General features: G+C 69.3%; 27 protein-coding genes. 8 read left to right on the forward strand and 19 right to left on the reverse strand.

Annotation, left to right across the window (positions count from 1 at the left end; all coding sequences use genetic code 11):
• The first annotated feature begins 13 nt into the window (after window positions 1–13).
• Genes tal through pgl form a run of 5 tightly spaced genes read left to right on the forward strand, consistent with a single transcriptional unit; the run spans window position 14 to window position 6075 of the window.
• The gene (gene tal, locus AC4D2O_RS06890) at window positions 14–1126 is read left to right on the forward strand and encodes a transaldolase (protein ID WP_490906067.1); all 1113 of its coding nucleotides are present in this window, start codon (window positions 14–16) and stop codon (window positions 1124–1126) included.
• Between the two features lie 5 nt (window positions 1127–1131).
• Entirely contained in the window at window positions 1132–2781 is a 1650-nt protein-coding gene (locus AC4D2O_RS06895; protein ID WP_490906068.1) for a phosphoglucose isomerase-related protein, read from the forward strand.
• 3 nt (window positions 2782–2784) lie between these two features.
• Window positions 2785–4329 (forward strand): glucose-6-phosphate dehydrogenase, encoded by a 1545-nt coding sequence (gene zwf, locus AC4D2O_RS06900; RefSeq protein ID WP_490906069.1) that lies wholly within the window; start codon window positions 2785–2787, stop codon window positions 4327–4329.
• On the forward strand, window positions 4326–5270 hold the full coding sequence (locus AC4D2O_RS06905; protein WP_490906070.1) for a glucose-6-phosphate dehydrogenase assembly protein OpcA: 945 nt from the start codon (window positions 4326–4328) through the stop codon (window positions 5268–5270). The genes zwf and AC4D2O_RS06905 overlap by 4 nt, the downstream gene beginning before the upstream one ends.
• Complete coding sequence (gene pgl, locus AC4D2O_RS06910; protein WP_490906071.1) at window positions 5260–6075, forward strand: 6-phosphogluconolactonase; 816 nt, start codon at window positions 5260–5262, stop codon at window positions 6073–6075. The genes AC4D2O_RS06905 and pgl overlap by 11 nt, the downstream gene beginning before the upstream one ends.
• A gap of 112 nt (window positions 6076–6187) precedes the next feature.
• On the opposite strand, the gene secG is transcribed toward pgl, so the two are convergent.
• The 13 genes from secG to AC4D2O_RS06975 all read right to left on the reverse strand — a co-directional run bounded on the left by secG (window position 6188) and on the right by AC4D2O_RS06975 (window position 20713).
• Entirely contained in the window at window positions 6188–6439 is a 252-nt protein-coding gene (secG, locus tag AC4D2O_RS06915) for a preprotein translocase subunit SecG (protein ID WP_104179598.1), read from the reverse strand.
• Between the two features lie 52 nt (window positions 6440–6491).
• The gene (gene tpiA / locus AC4D2O_RS06920; protein ID WP_490906072.1) at window positions 6492–7307 is read right to left on the reverse strand and encodes a triose-phosphate isomerase; all 816 of its coding nucleotides are present in this window, start codon (window positions 7305–7307) and stop codon (window positions 6492–6494) included.
• A gap of 131 nt (window positions 7308–7438) precedes the next feature.
• Complete coding sequence (locus AC4D2O_RS06925; RefSeq protein WP_490906073.1) at window positions 7439–8689, reverse strand: phosphoglycerate kinase; 1251 nt, start codon at window positions 8687–8689, stop codon at window positions 7439–7441.
• Window positions 8690–8701: 12 nt separating this feature from the next.
• Window positions 8702–9712, reverse strand: coding sequence for a type I glyceraldehyde-3-phosphate dehydrogenase (gene gap / locus AC4D2O_RS06930; RefSeq protein ID WP_490906074.1), 1011 nt, complete (start codon window positions 9710–9712; stop codon window positions 8702–8704).
• 309 nt (window positions 9713–10021) lie between these two features.
• Window positions 10022–10651, reverse strand: a complete 630-nt coding sequence (locus tag AC4D2O_RS06935; RefSeq protein WP_490906075.1) for a superoxide dismutase — start codon at window positions 10649–10651, stop codon at window positions 10022–10024.
• Between the two features lie 139 nt (window positions 10652–10790).
• The gene (gene whiA / locus AC4D2O_RS06940) at window positions 10791–11771 is read right to left on the reverse strand and encodes a DNA-binding protein WhiA (RefSeq protein ID WP_490906076.1); all 981 of its coding nucleotides are present in this window, start codon (window positions 11769–11771) and stop codon (window positions 10791–10793) included.
• Window positions 11772–11781: 10 nt separating this feature from the next.
• Window positions 11782–12804 (reverse strand): gluconeogenesis factor YvcK family protein, encoded by a 1023-nt coding sequence (locus tag AC4D2O_RS06945; protein WP_490906077.1) that lies wholly within the window; start codon window positions 12802–12804, stop codon window positions 11782–11784.
• Entirely contained in the window at window positions 12804–13703 is a 900-nt protein-coding gene (gene rapZ, locus AC4D2O_RS06950) for an RNase adapter RapZ (RefSeq protein ID WP_490906078.1), read from the reverse strand. The genes AC4D2O_RS06945 and rapZ overlap by 1 nt, the downstream gene beginning before the upstream one ends.
• Before the next feature lie 91 nt (window positions 13704–13794).
• Window positions 13795–15843 (reverse strand): excinuclease ABC subunit UvrC, encoded by a 2049-nt coding sequence (uvrC, locus tag AC4D2O_RS06955; RefSeq protein ID WP_490906079.1) that lies wholly within the window; start codon window positions 15841–15843, stop codon window positions 13795–13797.
• A 99-nt stretch (window positions 15844–15942) separates the two neighbouring features.
• The gene (locus AC4D2O_RS06960) at window positions 15943–16611 is read right to left on the reverse strand and encodes a lysophospholipid acyltransferase family protein (protein ID WP_490906080.1); all 669 of its coding nucleotides are present in this window, start codon (window positions 16609–16611) and stop codon (window positions 15943–15945) included.
• Complete coding sequence (locus AC4D2O_RS06965; protein WP_490906490.1) at window positions 16598–17254, reverse strand: HAD hydrolase-like protein; 657 nt, start codon at window positions 17252–17254, stop codon at window positions 16598–16600. The genes AC4D2O_RS06960 and AC4D2O_RS06965 overlap by 14 nt, the downstream gene beginning before the upstream one ends.
• Window positions 17255–17340: 86 nt before the next feature.
• Window positions 17341–20250: an excinuclease ABC subunit UvrA gene (uvrA, locus tag AC4D2O_RS06970; RefSeq protein ID WP_490906081.1), complete on the reverse strand. Its 2910-nt coding sequence runs from the start codon at window positions 20248–20250 to the stop codon at window positions 17341–17343.
• A gap of 85 nt (window positions 20251–20335) precedes the next feature.
• Window positions 20336–20713: a GntR family transcriptional regulator gene (locus AC4D2O_RS06975; protein ID WP_490906082.1), complete on the reverse strand. Its 378-nt coding sequence runs from the start codon at window positions 20711–20713 to the stop codon at window positions 20336–20338.
• A 121-nt stretch (window positions 20714–20834) separates the two neighbouring features.
• On the opposite strand from AC4D2O_RS06975, the gene AC4D2O_RS06980 reads away from it, so the two are divergent.
• The 3 genes from AC4D2O_RS06980 (at window position 20835) to AC4D2O_RS06990 (ending at window position 22711) form a co-directional block, all read left to right on the forward strand.
• Complete coding sequence (locus tag AC4D2O_RS06980; protein ID WP_490906083.1) at window positions 20835–21482, forward strand: MBL fold metallo-hydrolase; 648 nt, start codon at window positions 20835–20837, stop codon at window positions 21480–21482.
• 42 nt (window positions 21483–21524) lie between these two features.
• Window positions 21525–22208, forward strand: coding sequence for a DUF4145 domain-containing protein (locus tag AC4D2O_RS06985; protein ID WP_490906084.1), 684 nt, complete (start codon window positions 21525–21527; stop codon window positions 22206–22208).
• Between the two features lie 83 nt (window positions 22209–22291).
• A complete protein-coding gene (locus AC4D2O_RS06990; RefSeq protein WP_490906085.1) occupies window positions 22292–22711 on the forward strand; it encodes a hypothetical protein in 420 nt (139 codons plus the stop codon).
• Window positions 22712–22899: 188 nt separating this feature from the next.
• Here AC4D2O_RS06990 and AC4D2O_RS06995 read toward each other — a convergent pair whose 3' ends face one another.
• The 6 genes from AC4D2O_RS06995 to AC4D2O_RS07020 all read right to left on the reverse strand — a co-directional run bounded on the left by AC4D2O_RS06995 (window position 22900) and on the right by AC4D2O_RS07020 (window position 26262).
• Complete coding sequence (locus tag AC4D2O_RS06995; protein WP_490906086.1) at window positions 22900–24150, reverse strand: phage major capsid protein; 1251 nt, start codon at window positions 24148–24150, stop codon at window positions 22900–22902.
• A 108-nt stretch (window positions 24151–24258) separates the two neighbouring features.
• On the reverse strand, window positions 24259–24552 hold the full coding sequence (locus AC4D2O_RS07000) for a hypothetical protein (RefSeq protein WP_490906087.1): 294 nt from the start codon (window positions 24550–24552) through the stop codon (window positions 24259–24261).
• A gap of 43 nt (window positions 24553–24595) precedes the next feature.
• The gene (locus tag AC4D2O_RS07005) at window positions 24596–24937 is read right to left on the reverse strand and encodes a P27 family phage terminase small subunit (protein ID WP_490906088.1); all 342 of its coding nucleotides are present in this window, start codon (window positions 24935–24937) and stop codon (window positions 24596–24598) included.
• 319 nt (window positions 24938–25256) lie between these two features.
• Window positions 25257–25538: a WhiB family transcriptional regulator gene (locus AC4D2O_RS07010; RefSeq protein WP_490906089.1), complete on the reverse strand. Its 282-nt coding sequence runs from the start codon at window positions 25536–25538 to the stop codon at window positions 25257–25259.
• A complete protein-coding gene (locus AC4D2O_RS07015) occupies window positions 25535–25867 on the reverse strand; it encodes a WhiB family transcriptional regulator (protein ID WP_490906090.1) in 333 nt (110 codons plus the stop codon). Before AC4D2O_RS07015 ends, AC4D2O_RS07010 begins: the two co-directional genes overlap by 4 nt.
• On the reverse strand, window positions 25864–26262 hold the full coding sequence (locus AC4D2O_RS07020) for a hypothetical protein (protein WP_490906091.1): 399 nt from the start codon (window positions 26260–26262) through the stop codon (window positions 25864–25866). Before AC4D2O_RS07020 ends, AC4D2O_RS07015 begins: the two co-directional genes overlap by 4 nt.
• Window positions 26263–26363 lie beyond the last annotated feature (101 nt).

Raw genomic sequence — 26363 nt, forward strand, 5'->3', positions numbered from 1 at the left:
TAAGGAGCACATCATGACCGCATCACCCACGGCCGACCTCTCGGCCGCCGGAGTATCCATCTGGCTCGACGACCTCTCCCGGGAACGCATCAACTCGGGCGCCTTCAAGCACCTCATCGAGGACCTGAACGTCGTCGGCGTCACGACCAACCCCAGCATCTTCGCCGCGGCACTGAAGAACGGCGAGTCCTACGCCTCCCAGGTCGGAGCGCTTGCGGAGGCGGGCGCCGACGTCGACCAGGCGGTCTTCGACATCACCACGCACGACGTCGCCCAGGCCTGCGACCTGTTCGCTGCCGAAGCCAAGCGCACCAACGGCGCCGACGGCCGTATCTCCATCGAGGTGGACCCCCGCCTCGCCCGTGACACCCAGGGCACCATCGCCGAGGCCAAGCGCCTGCACGCCAAGGTGCAGCGCACCAACGTGCTCATCAAGATCCCCGCCACGGTCGAGGGACTCGAGGCCATCACCGAGACGATCGCCGCGGGCATCAGCGTCAACGTCACCCTGATCTTCTCCCTCGAGCGCTACCGTGCCGTGATCAACGCGTTCATGCTCGGCATCGAGCAGGCGAAGGAGAACGGGCACGACCTGACGAAGATCACCTCCGTCGCCTCCTTCTTCGTCTCCCGCGTCGACGCCGAGATCGACGGCCGGCTGGACACGATCGGCACCGACGACGCGTCCGCGCTCAAGGGCAAGGCCGGGCTCGCCAACGCGCGCCTCGCCTACCAGATCTTCGAGGAGCAGTTCGCCTCGGAGCGCTGGCAGGTCTTGGCGGCGGCGGGCGCGAACGCCCAGCGTCCCCTGTGGGCGTCGACGGGCGTCAAGGACCCCGACCTTCCCGACACGCTCTACGTCGCGGGCCTCGTGGCCCCTAACGTCGTCAACACCATGCCGGAGAAGACGCTCCTCGCGACGGCCGACCACGGCGTCATCGAGGGCGATACGGTCACCGGCACCTACGACGAGTCCAACGAGGTCCTGAACCGGCTCGACGCCCTGGGCATCTCCTACGACGAGGTGGTCGACCAGCTCGAGACCGAGGGCCTCGACAAGTTCGTCGCCAGCTGGTCCGAGCTCCTCGAGACCGTCCAGGCCGCCCTCGACGCCGCGAAGGGCTGATACCCATGGGATCGTTCGCCATCACAGCATCAGGAGACGCGCTCGCCGCCGTCGAGTCGGCCGTCCCCGCGCTCGTGCACGACCGCGTGGCCTCCCGTCTCATGGCGAAGGACCCCAGCCTGTGGGGTACCAACGCCGAGTCGGAGGCCTCGATCCGGCTCGGCTGGATCGACCTCTTCGAGGGCTCCCGCGCCCTCGTACCGGACATCGCCGGCCTGCGGGCCGATCTCCACGCAGAAGGCGTGGACCGGATCGTCCTCTGCGGCATGGGCGGCTCGTCGCTCGCCCCCGAGGTCATCACGAAGGAGGCCGGCGTCGAGCTCGTCGTGCTCGATTCCACCGACCCGGAGCAGGTCCGCGCGGCCCTCGAGGAGGACCTGCAGCGCACCGCCATCGTGGTCTCCTCGAAGTCCGGATCCACGGTGGAGACGGACTCCCAGCGGCGGTTGTTCGAGCAGGCCTTCACCGACGCCGGCATCGACGCCGCCTCCCGGATCGTGATCGTGACCGATCCGGGTTCGCCGCTCGACGAGGCGTCACGCAAGGCCGGTTACCGCAAGGTGTTCAACGCGAACCCCGAGGTCGGCGGCCGCTACTCCGCGCTCACGGCGTTCGGCCTCGTGCCCTCGGGACTCGCGGGAGCGGACATCGCGGCGCTCCTCGACGACGCCGAGGACGCCGCCGAGTTCCTCGGTGACGATGTCGACGACAACCTCGGCCTGCAGCTCGGCGCCGTCCTCGGCGGGACGGCTCCGCTGCGCGACAAGATCGTCTTCGCCGACGCCGGGTCCGGCCTCCCGGGCTTCGCGGACTGGGCCGAACAGCTCATCGCGGAGTCCACCGGGAAGCTCGGTACCGGCCTGCTGCCGGTCGTCGCCTCCAGCGGCGCCCCCGAACTCGCCGCCGTGGCCGACGACGTCCTGCCCGTGCTGCTGGCACCGTTCGACGAGGCCCCCAGCGACGAGATGACAGGCGGGACCCGGGTCACGGTCAGCGGCACGCTGGGCAGCCAACTGTTCGTCTGGGAGTACGCCGTCGCCGTGGCCGGCCGGCTGCTGGGCATCAACCCCTTCGACCAGCCCGACGTCGAGGCCGCGAAGAAGGCCGCCCGCGGTCTGCTCGACGCCCGGCCGGAGCCGGCTCCGGCCGCGTTCGTCGACGGCGCCGTGGAGGTGCGCGGCGACGCGGGCCTGCTCGGCTCGTCCGCCACCGTCGCCGAAGCGCTGGAGGCCCTGCTGGCGGCCATCCCGGCCGACGGCTACCTCTCGGTGCAGGCGTACCTCGACCGCCACCGCCAGGCGGCCCTCGAGGAGATCCGCTCGCCGCTCGCGGCAGCCACCGACCGGCCGGTCACGTTCGGCTGGGGGCCGCGGTTCCTGCACTCCACGGGCCAGTACCACAAGGGCGGCTCCCCGATCGGGGCGTACCTCCAGCTCACCGGGGCCAGCAGCACCGACCTCGCGATCCCGGGCCTGCCCTTCACCTTCGGTGAGCTGATCTCGGCGCAGGCCGCCGGGGACGCCCAGGTCCTCGCCGACCACGGCCGCCCCGTACTCCGCCTCCACCTCACGGACCGGGCGGCCGGCGTCGAGCAGCTGCGCGGTGTCATCGCCTACCTCACCGCCTCCGGGCGGTCGGCGCACGGGATCGGCTGAGCCGTGGCCGACAGCACCGGGGCGCGCAACGCCAATCCCCTGAGGGATCCGCGGGACCGGCGCCTGAGCCGCATCGCCGGACCCTCCTCCCTCGTCCTGTTCGGGGTGACGGGCGACCTCGCCCGGAAGAAGCTCATGCCCGCCATCTACGACCTCGCGAACCGGGGGCTCCTGCCGCCGAGCTTCGGCCTCGTCGGCTTCGGCCGCCGCGACTGGAGCGACGCCGAGTTCGTGGAGCAGGTCCGGGAATCCGTGACCCAGTACGCGCGGACGCAGTTCAACGAAACCGTCTGGGAGCAGCTCTCGGCGGGCATCCGCTTCGTCACGGGCAACTTCGACGACGACGACGCCTTCAAGCAGCTGAAGGAGTGCCTCGACGGACTGGACCAGAGCAGGGGCACGCGCGGCAACGCCGCGTTCTACCTCTCGATCCCGCCGAAGGCCTTCGAGGCGGTGTGCCAGAAGCTCTCCGAGCACGGCCTCGCGCAGCCCGACGACGGCCAGTGGCGCCGCGTGGTGATCGAGAAGCCCTTCGGGCACGACCTCGAGTCCGCACGCGAGCTCAACACGATCGTCGAGGAGGTCTTCCCTGCCGACGCCGTGTTCAGGATCGACCACTACCTGGGCAAGGAGACCGTCCAGAACATCCTGGCCCTGCGCTTCGCGAACCAGCTCTTCGAGCCGCTGTGGAACGCGAACTACGTGGACCACGTCCAGATCACCATGGCGGAGGACATCGGGATCGGCAGCAGGGCCGGGTACTACGACGGCGTGGGCGCGGCCCGCGACGTCATCCAGAACCACCTGCTGCAGCTCCTCGCCCTCACGGCCATGGAGGAGCCCATCTCGTTCGACGCCGACCACCTGCGCACCGAGAAGGAGAAGGTCCTCGCGGCCGTCACCCTGCCCCGCGACCTCTCGGGGCGCTCGGCGCGCGGACGGTACGAGGCCGGCTGGCAGGGCGGTGAGCGGGTGAACGGCTTCCTCGACGAGGAGGGCATCCCGGGCGACTCGACGACGGAGAGCTTCGCCGCGCTCCGGCTCGACATCAACACGCGACGCTGGGCCGGCGTGCCGTTCTACCTGCGGGCGGGCAAGCGCCTGGGTCGGCGCGTCACCGAGATCGCCGTCGTCTTCAAGCGCGCCCCCAACCTGCTGTTCCGCTCGCACGACGACGAGGACTTCGGCCAGAACGCCGTCGTGATCCGCGTGCAGCCCGACGAGGGCGTGACCATCCGGTTCGGCTCCAAGGTGCCGGGCACCCAGGCCGAGGTCCGCGACGTCACGATGGACTTCGGCTACGGCCACTCCTTCACCGAGTCCAGCCCCGAGGCCTACGAGCGGCTCATCCTCGACGTGCTCCTCGGGGAGCCGCCGCTGTTCCCCCGGCAGCAGGAGGTGGAGCTGTCCTGGAAGATCCTCGACCCGTTCGAGGAGCACTGGGCGGCTCTCGACAGCCAGCCCGAACCCTACGTACCGGGCAGCTGGGGGCCCGCCTCGGCGGACGCCCTGCTCGCCGCCGACGGACGCACCTGGAGGCGACCTTGATCGTGGACCTGCCCGACACCACCACCTCGAGGGTGTCGAAGGAACTCATGGCCATGCGCGACCGCGGCGGCGTCGTCGCGCTCGGCCGGGTGCTGACGCTCGTTGTCATCACCCGGTCCGGCTACGAGGAGGCGGCGATCGACGCCGCGAACGAGGCGAGCCGGGAACACCCGTGCCGCATCATCGTCCTGGCCGAGGGCTCGGCGGACGAGCAGACGCGGCTCGACGCCCAGATCCGTGTGGGCGGCGACGCCGGCGCCTCCGAGGTCGTGGTCCTCCGCGGCTACGGCGACCTCTCCGACGAGAACGAGTCACTCGTCTCCGCCCTCCTCCTCCCGGACGCCCCGATCGTGGCCTGGTGGCCGCACGGCGTGCCCGAAGCCGCGTCGCAGACCTCGATCGGAGGCATCGCGCACCGAAGGATCACCGATTCCGCCAACGAGGCGGATCCGACGGCGGCACTGTTCAACCTCAGCAGCACGTACGCGGCCGGCGACACGGATCTAGCCTGGACGCGCCTGACCAACTGGCGCATCCAGCTCGCCGCTGTCCTCGACCAGCTCGAGGGGAGTCAGCCCATCACCGCCATCACGGTCGAGGGTGCGTCCGACTCCCCCAGCACGGTGCTGCTCGCGGCATGGCTGACGAAGGCCCTCGATGCCCCGGTGACCATCGTGGCCGGGCAGGTCGGGACGGGCCTGAAGCGGGTCCGCCTGACGCGGAGCGGAGGCGACGTCGAGCTGCACCGTCCCGACAAGAACGTCGCCGAGCTCCACCAGCCGAACCAGCCCGTCCAGCGCATCTCGCTGCCCCGCCGGAGCCTGCGGGACTGCCTCGCGGAGGAGCTGCGGCGACTCGATCCGGACGAGGTCTTCGGAGAAGTGATCACGGAGGGCCTGGCCCGGACCAACCTAAGGAGTGTGCGCACGAGTGAGCGCTGAACCGAAAGTCAGCATTCATCCTTCCCAGGCCTCGCTCGCGGCGGCGGTGGCGGCACGGCTGATCACGCGCCTCGTCGACGTGCAGAGCGACCGGGGTACGGCGACCGTCGTCCTCACGGGCGGTTCGATCGGCACGGCCGCCCTGCAGGCCGTCGTGGAGTCACCCGCGCACACCGCCGTGGACTGGGCCAACGTGCACTTCTGGTGGGGTGACGAGCGGTTCCTGCGCGCCGAGGACCCCGACCGCAACGCCGTCCAGGCGCGTGCGGCGCTGCTCGACCGGATCGCAGTCGACCCGGTGAAGATCCACGAGTTCGGGTCCAAGGACGAGTTCCCCGACGAGGACGCCGCCGCCGCGGACTACGCCGCGCAGCTGGCGGCCGCGGCGCGGGCCGAGCTCGACGCGGACCCGGAGGCGGCCCAGGCCGATGCCCGGCTCCCCCGCTTCGACGTGCTCCTCCTCGGTGTGGGCCCGGACGCGCACGTCGCATCGCTGTTCCCCGAGCTGTCGGGCATCCGTACCAAGGGAGCGACGACGGTGGGCGTGCCGGACGCGCCGAAGCCGCCGCCGCAGCGCATCTCCCTGACCCTCGAGGCGATCAACACGGCGCAGGAGGTGTGGCTCTCGGTCAGCGGCAGCGACAAGGCCGGCGCCGTGGGCCTCGCCCTCGCCGGTGCCGGCCACGTCCAGGTCCCTGCCGCCGGACCCCGCGGCCTGAAGAAGACCCTGTGGCTGATCGACCAGGACGCCGCCCAGAAGCTGCCCGGCCGCCTCATCGACCACGACGACGAGCCCGCCGGCTGACAGCCGGTCCCTGCGCGGGCCGGACGGTCCGGACGGTCCGGACGGTCCGGACGCACGAAGCCCCCGTTCCCTGCAGGGAACGGGGGCTTCGTCGAATCGGGGTGCCGGGTGTCTACGCTTCGCCGGCGAACCGCTGGATCAGGCCGAGGGCCACGATCACGACTCCCCAGGCGAGCCCGAGGGCCACCGTGAACCGGTTGAGGTTCCGTTCGGCCACACCCGAGGACCCCATGCTCGAGGTCATGCCGCCACCGAACATGTCCGACATGCCGCCGCCGCGTCCCTTGTGGAGCAGGATCAGCAGGGTCAGCAGAAGGCTGGTGATCCCGAGCAGGACGAGCAGGATGATACGAAGGATTTCCACGGGGCCCTTTCAAGGCTGAGTAGCCGCTGTCTGACGCGGCCGGCGCACGGAACTAGTCTGTCACCAGATGCTGTTCGAACCTGACAATACTAGCAAACTCGGACACGTCGAGACTCGCACCGCCGACGAGGACGCCGTCCACGTCGCGCTCCCGGAGGATGCTCGCGGCGCTGGCCGCCTTGACCGAGCCACCGTACAGGAGGCGGGTCTTCGCGGCGGTGGCGGCATCGAACAGCGAGCCGAGCTCCGCGCGGATGGCGGCGCACATCTCCTGCGCGTCACCGGGGCCGGCGACCTCGCCGGTACCGATGGCCCACACGGGTTCGTACGCGATGACCAGCGACGCCGCCTGCTCGTTCGTGAGCCCGGCTACGCCGGCCCGCACCTGCTGGAGGGTGTGCTCGACGTGCGCCCCGGCCTGCCGGACCTCGAGGCCCTCGCCGACGCAGAGGACAGGTAGGAGGCCGTGCCGGTAGGCGGCGTGCACCTTGCGGTTCAGCAGCTCGTCCGACTCGGCGTGCAGGGTGCGGCGCTCGGAGTGGCCCACGAGCACGTAGGTGCAGTCGAGCTTCGCGAGGAACTGGCCGGAGATGTCGCCGGTGTACGCGCCGGAGTCCTCGGGCGAGAGGTCCTGCCCGCCGAAGACGAGCTGCAGGTCGTCGCCCTTCACGAGCGTCTGGACGCCCCGGAGGTCGGTGAACGGCGGGAAGACGGACACCTCGACCCGCGAGAAGTCGTGGCCCGCGTCGTCGAGGGTCCAGGCGAGCTTCTGCAGGAAGGTGATGCCCTGCATGTGGTCCAGGTTCATCTTCCAGTTGCCCGCGATGAGCGGCCGGCGATCATAGGCGCCGTTGGTCGAGGTGGTCATCGTCGTACTCCATCTGTTCGTGTCATGGACGCGGGATCCGCGGGGCCGAAGCCCCGCGGATCCCGCCGTTCCGGTGCGCCCGTGCCGGGCGGCTGGTCGGGGCGGCCCGGCACCCTCTGCCGGCCGTCCCGCTAGTCGCGGGCCAGGGCGGTCAGTCCGGGCAGTTCCTTGCCCTCGAGGTACTCGAGGCTCGCGCCGCCGCCCGTCGAGATGTGCCCGAACCGGTCGTCGGCGAAGCCCAGCCCGCGCACGGCGGCCGCGGAGTCTCCGCCGCCCACCACGGTCAGGGCGCCGCCGGCCTGCGCGTCCGTGAGTGCCTGGGCGACGGCGCGCGTCCCGCCGGCGAAGGCGTCGAACTCGAAGACGCCCATGGGGCCGTTCCAGAACACGGTCTTCGCCTCGGCGATGTTCGCCGCGAAGTCCTCGCCCGTCGCGGGTCCGATGTCGAGCCCGATGCCCGTGGCGCCGTAGGTGCCGGACTCGATGGTGTCGGCGGCGACCACGCTGTGGCCGGCGTCGGCGGCGAACTTCTCCGCGACCACGATGTCCGTCGGCAGCACGAACTGCGTGCCGTCGCGCGGTCCGCGCTCGAGGTAGCCGCGGACCGTGCCGATCTGGTCCTCCTCGAGCAGGCTGGCGCCGACACGGTGCCCCTGGGCGGCCAGGAATGTGAACACCATGCCGCCGCCCACCAGGATCCGGTCGGCGGTGCCGATGAGGTTCTCGATGACGGCGAGCTTGTCGGACACCTTGGAGCCGCCGAGGACGACGACGAAGGGCCGCTGCGGGTCCTTCGTCAGCCGTTCGAGGACCACCAGTTCGTCCCGCACGAGGTCGCCCTGGTAGGCGGGCAGCAGCGCGGCGATGTCGTACACGCTCGCGTGCCGGCGGTGCACCGCGCCGAAGGCGTCGTCGACGTACGCGCCGTCGGCGCCCGCCAGGTCGGCCAGCTCGCGGGCGAACGCCGAGCGCTCGGCGTCGTCCTTGCTCGTCTCCCTCGCGTCGAAGCGCACGTTCTCGACGACGAGCACCTCGCCGTCGGCGAGGGCGGCCGCCGCCGCGCGCGCACCGTCACCGGTGGTGTCGGGGGCGAGGGTGACCGGGAAGTCGGCCAGCTCGCGGAGCACGTCGACGGCGGGTTTCAGCGAGTACTTCTCCTCGGGCGTGCCCTTGGGCCGCCCCAGGTGGGCGAGGACGATGACGGCGGCGCCGGCCTCGCTCAGTTTCCGCAGGACGGGCAGCGAGGCACGCACGCGGCCGTCGTCGGTCACCGTCAGGGACGGGACCTCGCCCTCGAGGGGCACGTTGAGGTCGGAGCGCACGATGACGCGGCGGCCCCGGACCCCTTCGGCCAGGAGGTCGTCGAGCGTTGCGTAAGCCACGGTCGGACCGGCCTAGGAGAGCTTGGCGGCGACGATTTCCGTCAAGTCCACCAGGCGGTTCGAGTAGCCCCACTCGTTGTCGTACCAGCCGACCACCTTGACCTGGTTGCCGAGGACCTTGGTGAGGCCGGAGTCGAAGATGCACGACGACGGGTCCGTCACGATGTCCGAGGAGACGATGGGGGCGTCGGTGTAGGACAGGTAGCCCTTCAGGGAGCCGTCGGCGGCCGCGGCCCGGTAGGCGGCGTTGACCTCGTCGACCGTGACCTCGCGGCTCACGGTGACGGTGAGGTCGGTCGCGGAACCGGTGGGGACGGGCACGCGGATGGCGTAGCCGTCGAGCTTGCCCTTGAGCTCGGGCAGCACGAGCCCGATGGCCTTGGCCGCACCCGTGGAGGTGGGGACCATGTTGATGGCTGCTGCGCGCGCACGGCGGAGGTCCTTGTGGGGGCCGTCCTGCAGGTTCTGGTCGGCGGTGTAGGCGTGGACCGTGGTCATCAAACCGCGCTCGATACCGAAGGAGTCGTGCAGCACCTTGGCGAGGGGGCCGAGGCAGTTGGTGGTGCAGGAGGCGTTGGAGATGATGTGGTGGTTCTCGGGGTCGTAGTCGCCGTCGTTGACGCCGAGCACCACGGTGAGGTCCTCGTCGGAGGCGGGGGCGGAGATCAGGACCTTCTTCGCGCCGGCGTCGATGTGCTTCTGTGCGTCAGCGGCCTTCGTGAAGAAACCGGTGGACTCGATGACGATGTCGACGCCGAGGTCGGCCCAGGGCAGGTTCGCGGGATCACGCTCGGCGAGCACGCGGACGCGCTTGCCATCGACCACGAGGTCGCCGCCGTCGACCTCCACGGAGGCCTTCAGACGTCCGGTGACGGAGTCGTACTTCAGCAGGTGGGCGAGTGCCTCGGGGCTCGTGAGGTCGTTGACGGCAACGATCTCGAGGTCCGTGCCCTGCTCGAGAGCGGCGCGGAAGTAGTTGCGGCCGATGCGGCCGAAGCCGTTGATGCCAACACGAGTAGTCACTGGTTTCCATCTCCTTCATAGGTGGTGCCGCCTGCTTGACCCTTCTCGGGCGAGTCCGGCGACGTATACATCTGGTACCGGGCACACCTTCGTGCCGAAATTCTTCGGGTCCTGCGGGCTCCTCGCGGAGCGGTTCTTCGGGTCCTGCGGGCTCCTCGCGGAGCGGGGTGGTCCTGCGGCGCGGCCGGGGGCCTCCCGGCTCCCACCTTACTCAGCACGGCGTGTCGCACGCATCCGGGCCGCCGGGCGGCCGACGCCGGTTGCCGCGGACGGGCGGCCGTGATGCCGGCCGTGCCCGTCCGCGGACTGTCAGGCGCCGGGCGTGATGAGGACGGAGGCGCCGGTGCGTGCTGCCTGGAACCTGGTCTGGACGTCCGCCCAGTTGACGAGGTTCCACCAGGCCTTGACGTAGTCCGGCTTCACGTTGACGTAGTCCAGGTAGAAGGCGTGCTCCCACATGTCCAGCATCAGCAGCGGGATGGTGCCCACCGGCACGTTGCCCTGCTGGTCGTAGAGCTGCTCGATGACGATGTTCCTGCCCAGCGGCTCGTACGCGAGGACGGCCCAGCCCGACCCCTGCAGCGAGGTGGCGGCGGCCGTGAAGTGAGCACGGAAGGCGTCGAAGGACCCGAAGGCGTCGTCGAGGGCCGCGGCGAGCTCGCCGTCGGGCTTGTCGCCCCCTTCGGGGGACATGTTCTTCCAGAAGATGCTGTGGTTGATCACCCCGCCGACATGGAAGGCGAGGTCCTTGGACAGCTTCGGGATGGTGCCGAACTCGCCCTTCGCGCGGGCCTCGGCGAGCTGCGCGAGGGCGTCGTTGGCGCCCTTGACGTAGGTGGCCTGATGCTTGGAGTGGTGGAGCTCCATGATCCGGCCCGAGATGTGCGGCTCGAGGGCTGCATAGTCATAGTCAAGATCCGGCAGTACGTATTCGCTCACGTAGTCCTCCATGTAGTGATCTCAGATGCGATCTCAGGTGTGGTCCCAGATGCCCGCGCGGACCGTCGTCCCCGGGGTGCGGAGGGCAGGCGGCCCGATCGATCGGAAGCGGGCTTGCTGTTCCATCCTATGCACTTCTTCACTCGTCGAGCATGTCCGCGGTCACATTCGCGTCCGTACCGGGGATCCCGATGTCCGAGGCCCGCTTGTCGGCCATCGCGAGGAGCCTGCGGATGCGCCCGGCGATGGCGTCCTTGGTCATGGGAGGGTCGGCGAGACGCCCGAGTTCGTCGAGGCTCGCCTGCTTGTGGGCCACGCGCAGCTCCCCCGCGTAGCGCAGGTGCTCGGGCACGCTCTCGCCGAGGATCTCGAGGGCGCGCTCCACGCGCGCTCCGGCGGCGACGGCGGCCTGCGCGGAGCGGCGCAGGTTCGCGTCGTCGAAGTTGGCGAGGCGGTTGGCCGTGGCACGGACCTCCTTGCGCATGCGGCGCTCCTCCCACACCATGAGCGCGTCGTGGGCTCCCATGCGCGTCAGGAGTGCCGCGATGGTGTCACCGTCGCGGATGACCACCCGGTCGATGCCACGGACCTCCCGCGCCTTCGCGGAGATGTCGAGGCGGCGTGCGGCGCCGACGAGGGCGAGGGCGGATTCGGGGCCTGGGCAGGTGACCTCGAGCGAGGAGGACCGGCCCGGTTCGGTGAGCGAGCCGTGCGCCAGGAACGCACCGCGCCAGACGGCTTCGGCGTCCGCCGTCGAGCCGTTGACGACGGCGGAGGGCAGGCCCCGCACGGGGCGGCCGCGGCTGTCGAGGAGACCCGTCTGGCGGGCCAGGGATTCGCCGTCGCGGACCACGCGGACCACGTACCGGTTGCCGCGCTTGAGTCCGCCGCCGCTGACCACGATGATCTCGCTGTTGTGGCCGTACACCTCGGCGATGGCCGCGCGAAGCCGGCGGGCGGTCGAGGCGAGGTCCACCTCGGCCTCGATGACGATCCTGCCCGAGATGATGTGGAGGCCGCCCGCGAACCTCAGGAGGGCGGACACCTCGGCCTTGCGGACCGAGGATTTCTTGACGTCGAGGTGCGAGAGCTCCTCTTTGACGTCGGCGGTCAGGGCCACAGATGCACTCCTAGTTCTCTCCGAACATGTCGTTGTAGGACGTCGCCAGCCGGAGCGGGTCGTGGACGGGCCTACCGGTCGAAGCTCCCACTGTACCGAAGACGGCGCGTCCGCCCATTCCCGCCACGACCTGCTCGAACTCGTCCCGGTCGGCGATCACGGACGGGTCCGCGAGCACGACGTCGACCGTGAGATCCGGTGCGTAGCGCGAGATCACGTGGAGGTGGTCCACGGCGCTCATGCCCTGGGTCTCCTTGGTGTCGTTGCTGAGGTTCATGGTGAGGCACCGCTTCGCGGACGTGCGGCACAGGGCGTCCCGCAGCTCCGGCAGCAGCAGGTGCGGCAGCACGGAGGTGTACCAGGAGCCCGGCCCGAGGATCACCCAGTCGGCCAGTTCGATGGCATCCAGGGCGTCCGTGCAGGCCGGGGCGGCAGGCGGAAGGAGCCGGACATTGCTCACGTTGCCCGTCTCGGAGGCGACGGCGAGCTTCGCCTGGCCCGTCACCGTCGTGACGCGCAGGGTTCCCTGCACCTCGCTGAGGAGGTCCCCCTCGATGGTCAGCGGGACGCTGGCCATGGGCAGGACCCGCCCGCGTGCACCGAGGAGGGCGCCGGCCCACTGCAGGCCCGCCACCGGATCCCCCAGCAGCTCCCACAGTGTGACGATCAGCAGGTTGCCCATGGCGTGGTTGTCCAGCGGGCTCTCGACGCCGTGGCGCGCGGTGAAACGGTGCTGCATGACATCGCGCCACGTGCGGCCCCAGTCCGTGTCGTCGCAGAGGGCGGCGAGGGCCATGCGCAGGTCCCCGGGCGGCAGCACCCCGAGTTCGTGGCGGAGGCGGCCGGAGGAGCCGCCGTCGTCGGCGACCGTGACCACCGCGGTCAGCTCCTGGGTCAGGAGCCGCAGGGCCGAGAGGGACGCCGAGAGTCCGTGGCCGCCGCCGAGGGCGACGACGGACGGCCCGCCGCCGGAGTCACCCTGCCGGCGCGCGGACGGCGGGACGAGGGGCAGCGGCCCGGAGAACGGTCCCACTACTCACGACCGAGGTCGCGGTGGTGCGCGGCGACCTGCACTCCCGGCAGCTGGGCCAGGCGCTGCGCGATCTCCTCGGTGACGGCCACCGAGCGGTGCTTGCCGCCCGTGCAGCCGACGGCGATGGTGGCGTAGTGCTTGTTCTCGCGGCGGTAGCCGTCGAGGACGGGGATCAGGGCGTTCACGTAGCGTTCGATGAAGTCTCCGGCGCCCTGCGCCCCGAGCACGTAGTCGCTGACCGGCGCGTCGAGCCCCGTCTGTGGACGGAGGGCCGGCACCCAGTGGGGGTTCGGGATGAAGCGGACGTCCGCCACGTAGTTGGCATCCGCCGGGAGGCCGTACTTGAACCCGAAGCTCATGACGTTGAGCCGCAGCACGATCGGCCCGGACTCGGAGAACAGCTCCGTGACCTTGGTGGCCAGGGCGTGCACGTTGAGGTCGGTCGTGTCGATGACGTCGTCCGAGGAGTGCTTCAGTTCCTTCAGCACCTCGCGTTCGGCGGCGATCCCGTCGAGGATGCGGCCGTCGCCCTGGAGCGGGTGCGGCCGGCGGCCCTGCTCGAAGCGCCGCACCAGCACGGCGTCGTCGGCGTCGAGGAACAGCACGCGGTACTTCACGCCGGCGGAGCGGAGGCCCGCGAGGGACGCCTGGATGTCGCGGAACAGCTCCTTGCCGCGCACGTCGACGACGACGGCCAGCTTGGGGATGGTCTCGGGCGTCCGCGCGACGAGCTCGGTCAGCGTGGTGAGCATCTGCGGCGGGAGGTTCTCCACCACGTACCACCCGTGGTCCTCGAGGGCGTTCGCGGCCGTGCTGCGGCCGGCCCCCGACATGCCGGTCACCACCAGCAGCTCGGATTCGGCGGGTTCGACCGGAGTCAGGCTCGTGGCCTCAGTCATCGTGGTGCATCCGTTCCGGCTCGACGGGGCATCCGGTCTCCCGGCCTGCCCTGGGGGTGGCGCGGCAACTGCGGCCGCGCCTTCAGCCTAACTAATCTTCGATGATCTCGCCCGTGGCCATGTTCACGGCCGGGGCGGGCGCGTCCTCGGGGGCGACGGCGAGGGACGTGCGGATGGTCTCGGCGAGCGTGGGGCCCACGCCGGGTACCTCGACGAGTTCCTCGACGGTGGCCGCCCGGATCTTCTTGACCGACCCGAAGTGCTTGAGCAGGGCCTTGCGCTTGGCGGGGCCCAGCCCGGCGATCTCGTCGAGCGCCGAGGCGGTCATCGACTTGCCGCGCTTCTGCCGGTGGAACGTGATGGCGAAGCGGTGCGCCTCGTCGCGGATGCGCTGCAGCATGAACAGCCCCTCCGAGGCGCGCGGGAGAATCACCGGGAACTCGCTGTCCTGGATCCACACCTCCTCGAGCCGCTTGGCGAGGCCGATCACGAAGACGTCGTCGATCCCCAGATCGGCCAGCGCCCGCGACGCGGCGGCCACCTGCGGCGGACCGCCGTCGACGACCACGAGGCTCGGCGGGTAGGCGAACCGGTTGCGGGTGATCGCCGTCGTCGTGTCCTGCAGCGGGCCGTCGTCGGACGGCTCGTCCACGGCCGGGTGTGCGAGGACCGACGCGTCGTCGTCGACGGGGTCGGTCTCCGGGTCGGGGGCAGCGGCGTCCCGCGCCGGGCCCGCCTTCCCCGCGAGATAGTTGCGGAACCGGCGGTGGATGACGTCGTACATGGAGGCGGTGTCGTCGCGGGCGGCGTCGCCCGTGATGGAGAACTTCCGGTACTCGGACTTGCGCGGCAGCCCGTCCTCGACGACGACCATCGACGCCACGACGTTGGTGCCCTGCACGTGGGAGATGTCGAAGCACTCGATGCGCATGAGCGGCTGGGGCAGGTCGAGGGCCTCCTGCAGCTCCTGCAGCGCGGTGGACCGGGTGGTGATGTCGCCGGCGCGGCGGCTCTTGTGCAGGCGGAGCGCCTCGGCGGCGTTCTGCTCCACCGTGCCCATGAGGGTGGCCTTGTCACCGCGCTGCGGCACGCGCACGTCCACGCGGGCGCCGCGGAGACCGCGCAGCCACTCGAGCATCTGGTCGGAGTTGCTCGGCAGGACGGGGACGAGGACCTCGCGCGGGATCTGTTCGTTGCTGCTGCTGCCCTCCCCGTAGACCTGCTGCAGCAGGTGTTCCACGAGGTCCGGCGTGTCCATGTCCTCGACCTTCTCCACCACCCAGCCGCGCTGGCCGCGGATGCGCCCGCCGCGGACGTGGAAGACCTGGGCCGCGGCCTCGAGCTCGTCCTCCCTGATCGCGAAGATGTCGGCGTCCGTGTCCTCGCTGAGCACGACGGTGTTGCGTTCGAAGACGCGTCGGAGGGCCGCGATGTCGTCGCGGAGACGCGCCGCGGACTCGTAGTCGAGTTCCTGGACGGCCTCGGCCATCTTCTTCTCGAGCCCGGAGATGAACTTCTTGGCCTCACCGGACATGAAGTCGCAGAAGTCCCCCGCCAGGGCCTTGTGGTCCTCGGGACTGATGCGTCCCACGCACGGCGCGGAGCACTTGTCGATGTATCCGAGAAGGCATGGCCGGCCGGTCCGTTCGGCGCGCTTGAACACCCCGGCGCTGCAGGTACGGACCGGGAAGACGCGGATCATGGTGTCGACCGTCTCGCGGATCGCCTTCGCCGGGTAGAACGGGCCGAAGTAGCGCGTGTCCTTCTTCTTGTCGCCGCGCATGACCTGCACGCGGGGGTACTTCTCCCCCATGGTGACGGCGAGGTAGGGGTAGGTCTTGTCGTCGCGGAACATGACGTTGAACCGCGGGTCGAACTCCTTGATCCACGTGTACTCGAGCTGCAGCGCCTCGAGCTCGCTGCCCACGACCGTCCATTCGACGCTCGCCGCGGTGAACACCATGCTGCGGGTCTTGGGCAGCAGGCCCTGCGGGTTCGCGAAGTAGGAGTTGAGGCGGGAGCGCAGGTTCTTCGCCTTGCCGACGTAGATGACGCGGCCGTGCTCGTCCCGGAACCGGTAGACCCCCGGATCGAGCGGGATCTCGCCGGTCTTCGGCCGGTATGTCACTGGATTCGCCACACGTCAATCCTAGGTGCGGACGCCGACACGCCCCGACGCGGGCCGCCCGGTTCCGCTCACCGCTGACGCCCGACCCGCCGGGCGCCCGCCGCGAGCCGGCTACTCGGCGACGGGGCTCTGGTTGTAGTGCGACACCCGTTCCTGGCCGGTGAGCGCCGCGATACTGTCCATGATGGCGTCCGTGGCGTTGCGCCGGGCGGGCAGCGGGTGCCCGGGGCCGGTCTTCGCGAAGACCAGCGGCCGGCCGACCCGGAGGGTGAAGTGCTGCGGCCGGACGCCCTTCTTCCCGGCCGGCTGCAGGGCATCGGTGCCGATCAGTCCCACCGGCACCACGGGGGCGCCGGTGGTGAGCGCGAGCCAGCCCACGCCGGTCCGTCCCCGGTAGAGCCTCCCGTCGCGGGAGCGGGTCCCCTCCGGGTAGATGCCGACGCCGTCGCCCTTCTCCAGCAGGTCGAGGAGGGTCTTGAGGGCCTGCACGCTGGCGGCCTGCTGCCCGCGTTCGACGGGGATGGACCCCACGCCCTCGAAGAAGGACTTCATGAGGGCGCCCTTCACACCGGTCCCCGTGAAGTACTCGGCCTTGGCGAAGAAGGCCACGGGGCGGGGCATGAGTGCCTGCACGAGGACGCTGTCGAGGAAGGACAGGTGGTTCGCAGCGACGATGAACGGACCGTCCGCGGGGACGTGGTGCAGTCCCTCGACCGTGGGGCGGCAGAGACCTGCGATGAGCCCTCGGGTGGTGCTGCGCGTCAGGTCATAGACTCCCACCGAGCACCTCCAGGAGCTCGTCCGCGGACTCGACGACGGCCGTGGCCCCGGCGCCCTGCAGTTCGCCCGGTGCCGCGAAACCCCAGCCCACGCCGATGCACGGCAGACCGTTCGCGGCGGCGCCCTCGACGTCGTGCCGCCGGTCGCCGATCATGACGGCGGAGCCGGCCGCGCCCGGGTGCCGCTCGAGGGCCGCCCGGATGATCGACGCCTTCCCGGCAGCGGCCCTGGTCTCGTCCCGTGGGGAGCCGTGCACCGAGGCGAAGAGGTGCCGGAGCCCCTGCGCGGCGAGGAGCTCCTCGGCGAGCCACTCGGGTTTCTGGGTGGCGACCGCGACCACCGCGCCGCGACGCGCCAGCGCCTCCACACAACGGGCGATCCCGGGGTAGGGGCGGCTCCGCGCCATGCCCGTGTCCACGTACCCCGCGCGGTAGGTATGGAGGACATCCTGCAGGCGGGAGGCGGGCACACCGGCACGCTCGGTCAGCGAGGAGACGAGGGGCGGACCCACCATGGCCCGGAGGGCGTCGTCACCGGGCACCGGGAGGCCGTGGCGGCGCAGGGCGTCCGCGATACCCTCGGTGATCGCTCCCGCCGGGTCGACGAGCGTTCCGTCGAGGTCGAAGAGTATCAGCGAATGCATATATGCCACCGGGCAAGCTTGCCATAGCACCGGCAGGGCACGCGCCATGCATACCCTGCCCGGCATACCCGGACCGGCGGGGCCGGCTACTGCGCCTTCTCGAAGATCTCCTTGAGGAACGTCCCCGTGTAGCTCGCCTCGTTCCGGGCGACCTGCTCGGGTGTACCCGTCGCGATGATCTGCCCGCCGCCGGAGCCGCCGTCGGGTCCGAGGTCGATCACCCAGTCGGCGCTCTTGATCACGTCGAGGTTGTGCTCGATCGTCACCACGGTGTTGCCCTTGTCCACGAGGCCCTGCAGCACGAGCAGGAGCTTGCGGATGTCCTCGAAGTGCAGACCCGTGGTGGGTTCGTCGAGGACGTAGATGCTCCGGCCGTTCGACCGCTTCTGCAGCTCGCTGGCGAGCTTGACGCGCTGCGCCTCGCCGCCGGACAGCGTGGTGGCGGGCTGCCCGAGGCGCACGTAGCCGAGGCCCACCTCGACCAGCGTGTTCAGGTGCCGGGCGATCGGGCTGAACGCGGCGAAGAACTCCGCGCCCTCCTCGATGGGCATGTCGAGCACGTCGGCGATGGTCTTGCCCTTGTAGTGCACCTCAAGGGTCTCGCGGTTGTACCGGGCGCCGTGGCACACCTCGCACGGCACGTACACGTCCGGCAGGAAGTTCATCTCGATCTTCAGGGTGCCGTCGCCGGAGCACGCCTCGCAGCGGCCGCCCTTGACGTTGAAGGAGAACCGGCCGGGCAGGTAGCCGCGGACCTTGGCCTCCGTGGTCTCCGCGAAGAGCTTCCGGATGTTGTCGAAGACTCCGGTGTACGTGGCCGGGTTGGACCGGGGCGTACGCCCGATGGGGCTCTGGTCGACGTGGATCACCTTGTCGAGGTGTTCCAGGCCGTCGATGCGCCTGTGCCGGCCCGCGACCTGCTTGGCGCCGTTGAGCTTGTTGGCGAGGACCTTGTAGAGGATGTCGTTCACGAGGGTCGACTTGCCGGAGCCGCTCACGCCGGTGACGGCGGTGAGCACGCCGAGCGGGATGCTGGCATCCACGTTGACGAGGTTGTGCTCGCGCGCGCCGACGACCTTCAGCTGCCGGGACCGGTCGATCTTGCGGCGCTTCGCCGGGATCTCGATCTTCCGGCGCCCGGAGAGGTAGTCGCCGGTCAAGGACTGCTCGTTGGCGAGGAGGTCCTCGAGGAGCCCCGAGTGCACCACCTGGCCGCCGTGCTCCCCTGCGCCCGGTCCGATGTCGACGATCCAGTCGGCCTCGGCGATGGTGTCCTCGTCGTGTTCGACCACGATGAGCGTGTTGCCGAGGTTCCGCAGGCGCGTGAGGGTCTCGATGAGCCGGCGGTTGTCGCGCTGGTGCAGCCCGATGGACGGCTCGTCGAGCACGTAGAGCACGCCGACGAGGCCGGAGCCGATCTGCGTGGCGAGGCGGATGCGCTGCGCCTCCCCACCGGACAGCGTGCCCGAGGCCCGCTCGAGGTTGAGGTACTCCAGGCCGACGTCGAGCAGGAAGGTCAGGCGCGCCTGGATCTCCTTGAGGACCTGGTTGGCGATCTGCGCCTCACGGCCGGTCAGCACGAGGTTGTCGAGGAATTCGGCGCAGTCGCGCATCGGCATCGCGGAGACCTCGGCGATGGAGCGGCCGTTGATGAGGACCGAGAGCGACGCCGGGTTGAGGCGTGCGCCACCGCAGGTGGGGCACGGGATCTCCCGCATGTACTCCTCGTAGCGGTCCCGCGCGTTGTCGGATTCGGTCTCGGCGTGCTTGCGCTGGATGTACTGGATGGCTCCCTCGAAGCCGGTGCTGTACTTGCGTTCCCGGCCGAAGCGGTTCTTGTACTGCACCACGACCTTGTGGTCCTTGCCGTACAGCGCGGCCTCGCGGGCGCGGTCGGGGAGCTTCCGCCAGGGGGTGGTGATGTCGAAGCTCAGCTCCGACGCGAGCCCCTCGAGCAGGCGGGTCCAGTACTCGAGCGTCGCGGTGCCCAGCGACCACGGGGCGATGGCACCCTCGGCGAGGCTGAGGTCCGGGTTGGGGACCACGAGCTCCTCGTCGACCTCGAGCTTGCTGCCGATGCCGGTGCAGGCCGGGCACGCGCCGAAGGGGTTGTTGAAGGAGAACGAGCGCGGTTCGATCTCGTCGATGGCCAGCGGGTGCTCGTTCGGGCAGGCGAGGTGCTCGGAGAAGGCGTGGAGGCGCTTCGCGTCGTCCTCGGGCAGGTCGACGAACTCCGCGAGCACGCGGCCGTCGGCGAGCTTCAGGGCGGTCTCGACGGAGTCGGTGAGGCGCTGCTGGATACCGCCCTTGACCACGAGGCGGTCGATGATGACCTCGATGGTGTGCTTGTACTGCTTGCCGAGCTTCGGCGGATCGCTGAGCTGGATAAGCTTGCCGTCCACCCGGGCACGCGAGTAGCCCTTGGCGGTGAGCTCCTGGAAGAGGTCCACGAACTCGCCCTTACGCGCCCGCACGACGGGCGCCAGGATCTGGAAGCGCGTGCCCTCGTCGAGCTCGAGGAGCTGGTCGACAATCTGCTGGGGTGTCTGCTTCGCGACGGGCTCACCGCAGACCGGGCAGTGGGGGCGGCCGACGCGCGCCCAAAGGAGGCGCATGTAGTCGTAAATCTCGGTGATGGTGCCCACGGTGGACCGGGGGTTCTTGCTCGTGGACTTCTGGTCGATCGACACGGCGGGTGAGAGACCCTCGATGAAGTCGACGTCGGGCTTGTCCACCTGGCCGAGGAACTGCCGGGCGTACGCCGAGAGGGACTCGACGTAGCGACGCTGGCCCTCCGCGAAAATGGTGTCGAAGGCCAGCGACGACTTGCCCGAGCCGGAGAGGCCCGTGAACACGATCATGGCGTCGCGCGGCAGGTCTAGGTCGACGTTGCGCAGGTTGTGCTCGCGCGCGCCCTTGACGATCAGCCGGGACAGGTCCTGGGGGGCCGGCTCCGGATTGTGGGCGTGCTGCTCGAGGGAATTTGCAATAGACACCCGTCCACTGTAGGTGAAAACGCCTTCGAAGACATATTCGAATGGTGCGTTTTCCGCGTGGTTGCCGCGGCCCGCGGCGCGCCGTTCACGCTCGGCGCAATGCCGCCTGCACGAAGGCGACGGCGTCGCGCTCGGACAGCCCCGAGGACCGGACGACGGCGGCGAAGTCGTCCGCCGCGGCGGCGACCCGACGGCGCGCCTCGTCTCCCCCTGCGGTGATGACCGTGCCGGCCCGGCCCCGGGTCTCCACAACCCCTGCCTGCTCCAGTTCGCGGTACGCCCGGGCGACGGTGTTGGCGGCGACGCCGAGATGCGTGGCGAGGCCGCGGACCGGCGGCAGCCGCGTCCCCACGGCGGCCTTTCCCGAGGCGGCGGCCGCCAGGACGGCCTGCTTGACCTGCTCGAAGGGTGGTACCGCGCTCTGCGGATCGAGTTTGAGCCACCGGGGGATGTCCTGCTCCACGCCCTGCCCCTTTCCGGGAGGATCTGCGCCGGGCCGGAGGAAGCCGCGGTGTCCTCGAACCCTACCCGCCGGGTTCGCGTCCCCGGTGCCCGCCCGTGCGCGCCGTGTCTACACTGTGCTCATGACCGGCCCCCTGCACGACCTCAGCGAGCTCACCATCCGCAGCATCGCAGTGTCCGAGATGGACAACAACGTGTACGTCCTCACCTCGAAGTCGAGTGGCGCGCAGGTGGTCATCGACGCCGCGGACGACGCGCCGGCGATCCTCGGCCTGCTCGCGGACGCGCAGGAGGACACGGACGCCGAGGCCCGCGTGGCCCTCGTCATCACCACGCACTCGCACTGGGACCACGTCCGGGCGCTCGCCGAGGTCGCGGAGGTCGCGAAGGCGCGCACCGCCGCGGGCGAGGACGACGTCACGGACATCGCCGTACCGACGGACGTCCCGCTGCGGCACGGCGACGTGGGGTCCTTCGAGGGTTTCGACCTCGAGGCGATCCACCTCCGGGGCCACACGCCGGGCTCCGTCGCGATCCTCTACCGGGATCCCCACGGGCCGGCGCACGTGTTCACGGGCGATTCCCTGTTCCCCGGGGGCATCGGGAGGACAACAAGTGATAACGATTTCGACACGCTCATCGAAGACGTAACGACGCGGGTATTCGACTACCTACCCGACGACACCCTCGTCCACCCCGGACACGGCAAAGGAACCACGCTCGGCGCGGAAAGGCCCCACCTCGACGAGTGGCGCGCCCGTCGCTGGTAGACAGCTCCTACACCATCAAACAGGTCTGATTGAAAGGTATTCATGCTCGCCACCACCTGCGCCTACTGCACGTCGTACTCCGGAATGAATTATGTAGCCACTGGTCCCGGAATGCTGCGAACTGAACAAATTGCGCGAGTACAGGCTGCCTTCTCCTGCTCAACCTGCGGGAGGTTAAGCATCGGTACAATTGATATCAACCGCCACGATCTGGATTACGCACAGCGGGAGAACTGGTGGGCCAGCCAAAGTCTCAATTGGGTTCCGGAACACGTGGGTGGCAGGGACTTCCCGGATGTTCCCGAGCATATCGGCTCCGCTGCTGACGAGGCGCACCGCAGTCGCTCCATCACCGCGCTACGCGCGGCCATCCTGATGGCTCGTTCCGTCATTGAGGCCACGTGCAAAGACCACGGAGTAACCAAGGGGCAACTTGCAAGCAAAATCGACGAAATGGAAAGCAAGGGCCTGATCCGCGCTCATACAAAAGATGCCGCCCACGAGTTGCGTTTCCTTGGAAATGACATGGCTCACGGTGATTTCGTCGAGGCCATCGACGAGGATGATTCTGATGCTGTCTTGGACGTCATGGACGAGATTCTGAACGAGGTTTACCAGGGCCCAGCGCGCGTGCAACGAATGAAAGACAAGCGCGCGTCCAAGAAGCAGGGGGCTCAGTCTGCCCTACCTGCCGTGCCGAGTCGGTCCGGCGGTGAGTTTCCCTAACCCACGAGGGTCTTTAGGTCGGGCGCGGAAAGACCCATTGCCCCCTCCGCTCGAAGGAGGGGCCGAACTGCGACGATGAAGCCATGAAACTAGTCGTGGCACTGATTACGGTCCTATCAGCACTACTCCCCCTTATCGCGATTTTCCTCGGCGGCCGCACTGCAATCCGTGAAGCGAACAAGGCGGAGCGGCAAATCGGTGACTTGAAACAGCTCTTTCGACGGCAGGAGGCAGAGCGCGAAGCAGAACTAGCTAGCCTCACCTATGGGACCTCAGAGTACGAAGAAAGCAGTGTGGCACTTAGCACCCGTCATGCTGACGAGAAGCATCGCGCTGGATATCGCGCCACCACATGGGACGACATGGAGCTGATGAAGAACTTGGTGTGGGTATACATTCTTCAGCACGCTGTTTCCAGCTTCCGCACTGAGGCCGCCCTCGTCATAGGCGGCATTGTGCTTGCGGCTGTTGCCGGTATCTGGTCGCTGTATCTGCCCTCCTAGCCCGTCCCTCTAGTTCAGTCGGCATCGGGCATGGAAGAGGCCCCGCAACGATGCTGCGGGGCCTCTCGTTATCCGTGCTTGGCGCTGGCCGGCTGTGAGCCAGGAGCTCACGGGCTGCCGACCATCGTTCCCCCGCCTGGACTACTCGATAACGGGCAGGGGTGACGTTGACGCCGTGGCGCGGAAGCTTAGGCGGCCGTGAGGTCCACGACGCGGAGGCTCTTCGGGGACGAGACCTCAAGGGCTACTCGCACTTCGAGGCGGGGCTCGATGAGGTTCCGGCGGAAGTAGGAGACCGTCGTCGGGGCCTCTTCCGTTCCGCCGAGGCCCACAAAGGGGTTCCAGGCTAGGAGCGCCGAGGAGCGCGTCAGGAGCGTCACGGTGGACAGGTCCCCTACGACGGCCTGGTCGGCGGGAATGTCGGTCGTCAGGGTGACGGGCCGGTTCCAAAGGGTGCGGGCCGGCGCTGCGGTGGGCTGGTTCGGGCCGAGGAGGAAGCGGCCTTCCCCGTCCGTGGAGAGCTCAATGTCCATCCACGCTTCCGGGTGCATGACGATCCCGGTAGCGGTGACGCCCTCGGCTTCGAGCTGCCCGAGGGCCCGGCGGACCGACTGCATGGCCGACACTCCGTAGGCGGTCTGGAGAACGCCGGGCGTGGTGAGGATGCCCTCGACCGTGCTGCCATCCTCTGCGGTCCCGCCGCGCAGGATGAAGTCCGACACCGCCGATTCCAGGCCGTAGGCCATTTCCGAGGCGAGGAAGCGGTCCAGGGAGTTGTAGTCCTCGAAGTGCTGCACGGGTACGGGCTCGGCCAGGTGCGCGATCGTCGCCGCGTGCCAATTCTTGGGCTCCAGCGTGTACCGCGAAACGGGCTTCAGCTCACCACGGGCAACCGTCGCGGCGTTGTTCTCGCGGAGGACCTGACGGAGGTAGGAGCCGTTCGGGGTGTCAACAGGGCGGGTATTCACCGCCGCCGGAAGGCTGTACTCCGCTTTCGGGTCCTCGATGATCCGGCCGTCAAAGCCGAAAGCGACCGCGCCCTGCGGGACGAGGGCCTTACCCGCTGCGGGCCCGCCGACAGTGTTCGCGGCGGCGTCGAGAGCCTTCCGCATTTCGCCGGCGAACGCTGCGGCCCGCTCGTGCTGTCCGCCGGTGGCGCCGGCGGCCTTCCTCGGGGTGGCGCGGAACGGGGTTCGGGGGTCCTCGGCCGGCGCGTCGTTGTCCGTCGAGGACTGGAGGGGGCCACCGCTGACACCGGCGAGGGCTGCCGATGCAGCATTTTTCGCGGTGATCCGCTTCTCCGTGTCGCTGATGGCTTTGCCGAGCTGTTCCGCTCGTGCGCCATCCGCCGCTGTGAAGTCTGCGGCCTTGTTGAGGGCCTTGTCTCGGAGGGTCCCGGCCTCATTGCGGAGCTGTGCGAGCTGTTCTTCAAGTGTCATGGTGCCGTCGCCTATCTAGTTCGTGAGGGATCTACCAGGCGGTGGCGATGAATACATGGTTTCAGAGGTCGGCGGTCGAATGTGTGCGTTTTCAGCCGCCGGCGCCGGCTATTTTTCGCGAGCTGCTCGCGCGGCGGTTTCGAGCTGGTCGAGGCGGGCCCCGTATTCGTCGAGAATCCTCTCGGGCCCGATGCTTGCCGGCATCTGCGAGGCCATAGCAAACATGGTCCCGGTCAGCCTCTCGACTTGCTCCAGCTCCTCGGGTGGCATGGCCGCCGCTTGTGCTTCGAGGACGGCTAACGCGTCCGTGTCGTCCAGGCTGGTGGCTCGGAAGAGGGCCAGGGCAAAGCGGCTCAGCCGGAAGTAGTCGTCGGTCAGTAGGTGCAGATTCTCGTCGATCATGGTCGTGCCTTTCGGTTGGTGTTGCTGGTGTTGTGGGTGGTGGTCAGCCGGCGAACGGGTTGCCGGTCTCCGCTGCTGCTATGCGGTCCTCGCTGCGGCGTGCTGCCGGGGTGAGCTGGAGCTGCACCGCCCAGAGCCGGAGTTGCTGGGACGCTTCACGGCCGGAAGCCAGGCTCGGATTCTTCACACGCCGGCCGTGGTCGGCGCTGGACCGGCCTTCGACGGTGACGCCGCGCTCTCGCACGTCCTCGGCGGCCGCGCAGAAGTCGCTCCAGAACGTGCAGTAGGCGACGACGCCGGCCCGGTCCGCCTCGGTGAATTTGTCAGGCTCCCCGGCGAACACTCGGGACAGGCGCCGCCACTCCGCCAAGCCTTCCCCGCCCAACGCGGCAGGCTCGTCCGCCCACACGAGGCAAGGACCTCCCGCCGGCGGTCTTGGGGCCGTCGCAGGCTGGGAAGGGGCGGCGCTCGTGCGCGGCATGAGCTTCAATCGCGGGCTGCTCGGCCGGCGGGTGATTGGTGCTCTCCTCGGTGCTGGTGTCGTGGTCACTATCGGGCCTCTCTCGTCGTGGCTTTCAAAAACAGGTTCTGGTCGGGCATATCGCACGGCGAACTACCCCGGCGCGGCTTCTCGGGTCGGGCTTCACGATCGGAACGCCCCCTACCCGGTCGTCGGTGTGCGGTGGCTGCTGCGTGGTGGGGTCTCATGCCGCGCCGCGTTGTCGTCGGCGGTAGCGCTTCCGGTCGGCTGCGGTGAGACCGCCTAGGACGCCGTGGCGCTCTTGGACGGCGAACGCGTATGCGCGACATTCGCGGAGCGCGTTGCAGCCGTTGCAGGTTGCTGCTGCGCGTGTTTGTTGCTGCTCGTCATCGCTCGTCCACTCAGGGCCGTTGGTGCAAGGCAAGGTTGCGTTGCTGGTCGCGGCGAGGAAATCGCGCCATTCAGCCGTCGAGGTCGTGTCGTCCCTCGTGGTCTCTCTACTCATGACGCACGCCGCTGCTGCTGCGCCTCACGCCATGCTGCTGTGCGTTGCTCGCGGTCCTGTTCTGTTGTGCCGGCCCAGACGCCTGGCTCTCGCGGGTGACCGCTGATGTAGCTCTTGCAGGCTCGCAGGGCTGGACACGTCGCGCATAGGGCTGCTGCTGCTGCCTGCTGCTCGTGTCGTGGGTCTAGCCAGTCGAGGCCGGCGGGCTGCACGAGGCAAGGGGTGGCGCCTGTGTGGGCGGCTACCTGCTCGACGAGGGCGGCGTGCAGCTCCTGCCGGGCCCCTCTGAAAAGGGGTGGGGCCCCTTTGTACTTGCGGCGGGGGCTCATGGCTGCCTCCAGTCGGCCAGGAGTATGCGGGGCGCTCGCTGGAGCTCCTCGAAGAATTGCCGCCGTTCGGGGTGCTCGTCCTGGGGGTCTCCTGCGAGTCGGACGCCTTGGAGGAGCGTCAGGCGCATGTAGGGGTCGAGGGCTAGGGCTTCGTATCCAAGGTCTGAGGTCATTGCCAGGCCGGTCGTGACTGTGCCGAGCAGGTGGAACCGCTCCAACTTCCATCCGGCTACCCGTGGAAGCTGGAGGCCTTCACCTTGGGTGAGTCGCCGTTCGCCGAGGATGAGGCGGGCGAGGCCTGGCGCGATGTTGTCTAGCCGGATGTGGTCGGGCAGTGGTGGCGGTGGCGGCTGCCAGTTGTTGGGGGCAGGGATTGAGGGATGGGAAGTGGTCATTGCCGTGTCCTGTCGTGAGTGGTGTCGACGCTTTTTGCGGTGTTGGAGTTGCATTGCTTCCCTCCCCCCGCCTTACAGGCAGGGGAGGGAACGTGAAGCTA

The organism is Arthrobacter sp. TJ-238 (assembly GCF_058269215.1).

Bases quoted from the DNA above. Each gene is read 5' to 3' on its own strand.
- tal (WP_490906067.1), top strand. From the start codon at position 14: ATGACCGCATCACCCACGGCCGACCTCTCGGCCGCCGGAGTATCCATC.
- AC4D2O_RS06895 (WP_490906068.1), top strand. From the start codon at position 1,132: ATGGGATCGTTCGCCATCACAGCATCAGGAGACGCGCTCGCCGCCGTC.
- tpiA (WP_490906072.1), bottom strand. From the start codon at position 7,307: ATGACCACCTCGACCAACGGCGCCTATGATCGCCGGCCGCTCATCGCG.
- rapZ (WP_490906078.1), bottom strand. From the start codon at position 13,703: ATGACTGAGGCCACGAGCCTGACTCCGGTCGAACCCGCCGAATCCGAG.
- AC4D2O_RS06965 (WP_490906490.1), bottom strand. From the start codon at position 17,254: ATGCATTCGCTGATACTCTTCGACCTCGACGGAACGCTCGTCGACCCG.
- AC4D2O_RS06980 (WP_490906083.1), top strand. From the start codon at position 20,835: ATGACCGGCCCCCTGCACGACCTCAGCGAGCTCACCATCCGCAGCATC.
- AC4D2O_RS06985 (WP_490906084.1), top strand. From the start codon at position 21,525: ATGCTCGCCACCACCTGCGCCTACTGCACGTCGTACTCCGGAATGAAT.
- AC4D2O_RS06990 (WP_490906085.1), top strand. From the start codon at position 22,292: ATGAAACTAGTCGTGGCACTGATTACGGTCCTATCAGCACTACTCCCC.
- AC4D2O_RS06995 (WP_490906086.1), bottom strand. From the start codon at position 24,150: ATGACACTTGAAGAACAGCTCGCACAGCTCCGCAATGAGGCCGGGACC.
- AC4D2O_RS07000 (WP_490906087.1), bottom strand. From the start codon at position 24,552: ATGATCGACGAGAATCTGCACCTACTGACCGACGACTACTTCCGGCTG.
- AC4D2O_RS07010 (WP_490906089.1), bottom strand. From the start codon at position 25,538: ATGAGTAGAGAGACCACGAGGGACGACACGACCTCGACGGCTGAATGG.
- AC4D2O_RS07015 (WP_490906090.1), bottom strand. From the start codon at position 25,867: ATGAGCCCCCGCCGCAAGTACAAAGGGGCCCCACCCCTTTTCAGAGGG.
- AC4D2O_RS07020 (WP_490906091.1), bottom strand. From the start codon at position 26,262: ATGACCACTTCCCATCCCTCAATCCCTGCCCCCAACAACTGGCAGCCG.